Here is a 5,103-nt window from a genome sequence, read left to right as displayed (position 1 = left end):
CCTGTCGCCCGATTTTCTGGACCTGCCGGTCATTCAGACGGCCGCGTCGAGCAAGACGTTCCTGCGCGACGCGCCGGGCAACTTCATCGTCAAGTACCGCAACCCCGATTCCTTCGCGGCGCGCGTGCGCAAGACGCTGCGCAATCTGCCCGTGGCCAGCTGGCCCGCGTCGGACGCAATGGCGCTCAAACTGAACGTGGCCGAGGCCACCATGCGGCGGCGCCTGAAGCTCGAGGGCCACACGTATCAATCCATCAAGGACGACCTGCGGCGTGACATCGCCATTGGCCTGCTGCAGGACACGCGGCGCACGATTGCGGACATTGCCGCCGCGGTCGGTTTTGCGGAACCGAGCGCCTTTCACCGCGCGTTCCGCAAATGGACGGGCATGCGACCGACCGACTATCGGCCGTCCAGCGCGGGCTGAGGCTGCGCGGCGAGGGCGTCCCCGGCCGTGCCGCTCACTTCCCGCAGCGTCTCCAGAAACGCCTTGAGCACCGGCGAGTGATCGTCCACACGATAGTGGACGTACAGCGGCACAGCAGGCAGCGCCGGCTCCAGCGGGCGGAAGACCACACCGGGCGGCGCCAGGTTCGCCGTCGAGCCCGGCAGCAGCGCCACACCAAAGCCCGCGCTCACCAGCGCCAACAGCGTCTGCACTTCGGTCACCTGCTGGCGCACGAGCGGCGCAAAGCCGGCCTGGATGCACAGATGCAGCAGATGATCGGCAAAGCGCGATCGCTTGGATTCGAACGCAACGAACGGCTCGCCGGCAAAGTCGCCGAGGGCCAGGCTGGTGTGCCCGGCCAGGCGGTGCGTGGCCGGCAGTGCCATCACGATCGGCTCGTGCTGCAGCAGTTCGCTGCACACGGCGGGGTCTTCCTGCCCCAGCCGGAAGATGCATGCATCGATGCGGCGCTCCTTGAGCGCGGCCACTTGCGCGGCGGGGGTCATCTCCTGCAGGTGCCATTCGACGCCGGGGTAGCGCTCGCGAAACTGGCGTAGCGCTTCGGGCAGCAGCCCCACCATCACCGAGCTGATCATGCCGATTTCCAGCTCGCCCACCTGGCCGCGGCCCGCCTGCCGGGTGAGGTCCAGCGCGCGGTTGAGCTGGGCGAACACCAGCGGCGCCTGCTCCTTGAGCGTGCGTCCGGCGGCCGTCAGTTCCACGCGGTGGTGACTGCGCACAAACAGCGGCGTGCCGATCTCGTCTTCCAGCAGCCGGATCTGCTGGCTCAGCGGCGGCTGCGACATGAACAGGCGCGCCGCCGCCCGGCCGAAGTGCAGCTCGTCGGCCAGCACCGAGAAATAACGCAGCAGGCGGATGTCCACGGTATGCCCTACGCCTTCAGATCGAAGTTGAACGGCGTTTCGCGCTGGCGCTTGCCGGTCAACCGGAAGATGGCATTGGCGATGGCGGGCGCCACCGGCGGGTTGGCCAGCTCGCCCACACCACCGGGCTTGTCGCGGTTGCCATCGACGATGACGATGTCGATGGCGGGCATGTCCGACATGCGCATCACGGGGTAGTCGTGGAAGTTGCTCTGCTGCACCGCGCCGCCCTGGATGTCGATGCGATCGAACAGCGCATGGCCGAGGCCCCACATCAGCCCGCCGTACAGCTGCTCCTCCACGCCCGTGCGCGAGACCGCCAGGCCAACGTCGGCCACGCAGGTGAGCTTTTCGACAACGACGCGGCCGTCCTTGCGCGCCACCTGCGCCACCACGGCGATGTAGCTGTCATACGCCTGATGCGTGGCGACGCCCAGTGCGTGGCCGTGCGCCATGTTTCCCCACCCCGCACGCTGTGAGGCGGCGCGCAGCACGTCGACATGCCGGGGCCGGTCGGCCATGTGAGCGATACGGAAATCAACCGGATCGCGCCTGGCCGCCACAGCGAGCTCATCGATGAAGCTCTCGGTGGCGAAGACGTTGGGGATGAAGCTGACGGCGCGGTACCAGCCCGTCGGGATGCCCGTTTCGTGCCGCACCCAGCCGATGTCCATGTGGTTGGCGCGGTATGGAAAATCCCACTTTGAGAGGGCCTCGGTGGTGCTGTAGTCCATGCGATCGGGGCGGTCGAAGTAGCCCGGCTCCCACTGTTCCGGCGATGCGGGCGACACCGCGCGAATGCGCAGCGCATCGAGCCGGCCCTGCGCATCAAGCGCGCCTTCGAGGCGGTGATACGTGGCGGGGTGGCCGTACAGCGCGCGCATCTCGTCTTCGCGGCTGTTCATCAGCTTGACGGGCACGCCCGTCTTTTTGGCAAGGTAGGTGACTTCGAACAACCAGTATTTGCTCTCGCGCGCGCCAAAGCTGCCGCCCGACACCATCTCGTGCAGCACCACCTTGTCGCGCGGCACGCCGCAGATCACCTCGGCAGCTTCCATCGCCGTGGATGGCACCTGGATGCCACCCCAGTATTGAATGGCACCGTCCTTGAACCACGCGGTGATGTTGACGGGTTCCAGCGGATTCTGCTGCTTGTACGGCATGCGATACGCCGCATCGATGCGCTTGGCGCCGTGGGCCATCGCCACGTCCGTGTTGCCGGTCTGCACGGTGTGCACCACGCGCGCCTTGCCGCTGGCAAGCCATGCGGCCTGGTGCTGCGCGACATGGCCGCTGTCGAAATCGGCGAAGGCGCTGTCGTCCCACTCGACCTTGAGGGCCGCGCGGCCCTTGTTGGCGGCCCAGTAGTCGTCGGCCAGCACGGCCACGCCTTCCTGGTTACCGCCCAGCACATCGGCGCGCATCGGGATGGTCATGACCTGGCGCACGCCGCGCACCTTCAACGCCTCGGCGCTGTCGATGCGGCGCACACGTGCACCGGGCATGGGCGCACGCTGCACGACCGCCACCAGCATGCCGGGCAACGACACATCGATGCCGTACTGGAACCGGCCCGTCGCCTTGGCCAGCGCATCGCGCTTATGCCGAAGCTTGCCGATGTACTTGAAGTCCGCCGGATTCTTCAACGCCACATCGGCAGGTGCAGGCAGACGGCCCGCCGCATCGGCCAGTTCGCCGTAGGTGGCCCTGCGGCCGTCGGCATTGCAGATGACGGTGCCGTCGGCGGTGCTGCAAGCGGCCACGGGCACGCCCCAACGTTGCGCCGCCGCGCTGATGAGCATCGCGCGCGCCGTGGCGCCGGCTTGCCGCAGGCGCGCATATTCGAGCGACACGCTGGTACTGCCGCCGGTGGAATACACCTTCCAGACCGGATGAATGTAGTCCTGGAAGAACGGATCTTCCGGCGTGACGACGGCAATGCGCATCGGGTCCACATCCAGCTCTTCGGCCACGCAGGCGGCCAGCGCGGTTTGCGTGCCGGTGCCGGAATCGTGCTTGTGGACGACGATCTTGACGGTGTTGTCGGCCAGCACGCGCACCCACGCATTGGGTTCGAATTCCCCCGCGGCGCCATCCTTGCCGGCGGCCAGTGCATCGGGCAAGCGAAAGCCGACCGCCAGCCCCGCCGTCAGCAGCGCGCTCTGCTGCAGGAAGCGGCGGCGCGACGGCGCATGCAAGTCACGCGGCGCGTTCATGCCTTGCCTCGCTCGTCGGCGGCGCGCTTGATGGCCTGGCGGATGCGCCCGTAGGTGCCGCAGCGGCAGATGTTGCCGGCCATGGCATTCGTGATGGCCTCGTCGTTGACAGGCGTGCCTGCCGCCAACAACGCAGCGGCCGACATGATCTGCCCCGATTGGCAGTAGCCGCATTGCGGCACGTCTTCGGCCACCCAGGCGCGTTGCAGCGGGTGCGTGCCGTCTTTCGACAGGCCTTCGATGGTGGTCACGCTGTGCCCGGCCGCGGCCGATGCCGGCGTGATGCACGCGCGGATCGGTGCGCCATCCAGATGGACGGTGCAGGCCCCGCAAAAGCCGCCGCCGCAGCCAAACTTGGTGCCCGTCAGCCTCAGCCGATCGCGCAGCACCCAGAGCAGGGGCATGTCGGCATCGGCGTCATCCAGCGCATGGGGCGCGCCATTGACCATAATCTCGGTCATCATTGTCTCCTCCAGAATCGGGCCGTCTTGTGCGGCCGCGCCTGGCTGCAATATGAAGCCGCGCACCGGCACCCCGCCAGCGACGATTTCTGCCAGCCCGTGTAAGTCGAACTAACAGCTCACCGACCGCCGCCATGTACAAGCGTTATCCGTCGATCCAGTCGATGCATGCCTTCCTGCAGGCGGCGCGCACCGGCAGCTTTACCAAGGCCGCGCAGCAGCTGGACCTGACGCACAGCGCGATCAGCCAGCAGATCCGCTCGCTGGAGGAGTTCATCGGCCAGCCGCTGTTTGTGCGCGAGGCGGGCGGCATCGTGCTGACCGATGCGGGCCAGCTCTTTGCCAGCATGCTCACCGACGGCTTCGGGCAGGTGGACCGGGCGCTGTCTTCGGTGCGCAACCGGCACGTGCCGCAAACGCTCATCGTCGATGTCGACAGCGAACTGGCGCAGGGCTGGCTCAATGCGAGGCTGCCGCAATTGCTCGCGGCCCTGCCCGGCTACCAGGTGATGTTCCTGTCGACCCCGCGCGGCGAGCGGCCCTCGTTCGAGCGCGTGGATGTCTCGCTGCGCTACGGCTATGGCGAATGGGATGACTGCGAGATGGCGCTCGTCTGTGGCGACCACGTCACCGCTGTGGCGGCGCCCGCGCTGCTGGAGCGGCATGGCGTGCAGGCGCCGCTGGCGCCGTCGGCCGCGATGACGCTGCCGCTGCTGGGCTACACGCGGCGCTCGTGGATTCCATGGCTGGACGCCGCCGCGCTGGAGCCGCTGGAGCCCGCCGTGGTGGCCGCGTTCGACAACGCCGCCAACATGGTCGCGGCCGCCGAAGCCGGCGTCGGCGTGGCGCTGGTGCGTGGGCTGCTGGCGGCCGATGCACTGCAACACGGGCGCCTCGTGCGGCTGACCGATGTCGCCATCCCGGCGCACTACAACCTGTATGCCGTCTGGCAGCGCGGCCAGGGTGAGCGCGCACAGGCGGTGGTGAACGCAGTGCAGCAACTCGCGCGCGACACGCTCGGCGCCTGAGCGCCCGCCGCCTGCCGACCGACTTGCCGACCGACTTGCCGACCGACTTGCCGACCGACTTGCCGA

Annotated in this window: 5 protein-coding genes; 2 read left to right on the top strand and 3 right to left on the bottom strand. The window is 68.1% G+C overall.

The genetic code is table 11. The annotated features are described in order from the left end of the window. A partial coding sequence (locus A6M56_RS18895; RefSeq protein WP_286758331.1) for a helix-turn-helix domain-containing protein occupies positions 1-427 on the top strand: 427 nt, incomplete at its 5' end. Here A6M56_RS18895 and A6M56_RS18890 read toward each other — a convergent pair. Genes A6M56_RS18890 through A6M56_RS18880 form a run of 3 tightly spaced genes read right to left on the bottom strand, consistent with a single transcriptional unit; the run spans position 403 to position 4,009 of the window. Next, positions 403-1,332, bottom strand: a complete 930-nt coding sequence (locus A6M56_RS18890) for a LysR family transcriptional regulator (RefSeq protein WP_102079088.1) — start codon at positions 1,330-1,332, stop codon at positions 403-405. The two genes, A6M56_RS18895 and A6M56_RS18890, sit on opposite strands and share 25 nt — an antisense overlap. Positions 1,333-1,340: 8 nt before the next feature. Further along, positions 1,341-3,548: a xanthine dehydrogenase family protein molybdopterin-binding subunit gene (locus A6M56_RS18885; RefSeq protein ID WP_102079089.1), complete on the bottom strand. Its 2,208-nt coding sequence runs from the start codon at positions 3,546-3,548 to the stop codon at positions 1,341-1,343. Then, complete coding sequence (locus A6M56_RS18880; RefSeq protein ID WP_045219501.1) at positions 3,545-4,009, bottom strand: (2Fe-2S)-binding protein; 465 nt, start codon at positions 4,007-4,009, stop codon at positions 3,545-3,547. The genes A6M56_RS18885 and A6M56_RS18880 overlap by 4 nt, the downstream gene beginning before the upstream one ends. Before the next feature lie 134 nt (positions 4,010-4,143). On the opposite strand from A6M56_RS18880, the gene A6M56_RS18875 reads away from it, so the two are divergent. Continuing rightward, positions 4,144-5,037, top strand: coding sequence for a LysR family transcriptional regulator (locus A6M56_RS18875; RefSeq protein ID WP_045219499.1), 894 nt, complete (start codon positions 4,144-4,146; stop codon positions 5,035-5,037). The last annotated feature ends 66 nt before the right edge of the window (positions 5,038-5,103 follow it).

Origin of the sequence: Ralstonia sp. RL (genome assembly GCF_001683835.1) — a bacterium.
Lineage (GTDB): Bacteria > Pseudomonadota > Gammaproteobacteria > Burkholderiales > Burkholderiaceae > Ralstonia > Ralstonia mannitolilytica.
The sequence above is the reverse complement of the archived record's forward strand: the minus strand, read 5'-3'. Positions and strand labels throughout refer to the sequence as shown.